The sequence below is a fragment of the Pseudoalteromonas sp. S3178 genome (assembly GCF_005886985.1).
GTDB lineage: Bacteria > Pseudomonadota > Gammaproteobacteria > Enterobacterales > Alteromonadaceae > Pseudoalteromonas > Pseudoalteromonas carrageenovora.
Genome location: NZ_PNCW01000554.1, coordinates 1 through 343 on the forward strand (window position 1 = coordinate 1; position 343 = coordinate 343).

Annotated in this window: 1 protein-coding gene; it reads left to right on the top strand. The window is 47.2% G+C overall.

Annotated elements, in window-relative coordinates:
- Nucleotides 1–343, top strand: a 343-nt coding sequence (locus tag CWC11_RS22180; RefSeq protein WP_249330812.1) for an alanine--tRNA ligase-related protein, incomplete at both ends; no start/stop codon positions are given.

The following is a 343-nucleotide window of genomic DNA, read 5'->3' on the forward strand; positions in this document are numbered from 1 at the left end:
TACGGGCATGGGCCTAGAGCGTATCGCTGCAATTATGCAAGGTGTGCACTCAAACTATGAGATTGACCTGTTCCAAGCGCTGATTAAAGCAGCTGCAAAAGTAACAGATGCTCAAGATTTAGAAGATAAATCACTACGTGTGGTTGCTGACCACATTCGTTCGTGTGCGTTCCTTATTGCTGACGGCGTCATGCCATCGAATGAAGGTCGTGGTTACGTGCTACGTCGTATCATTCGTCGTGCAGTTCGCCACGGTAATAAACTCGGTGCAAAAGGGGCATTCTTCTATAAGTTAGTTGCTGCACTCGCTGAGCAAATGGGTGAAGCTTACCCTGAATTAGTG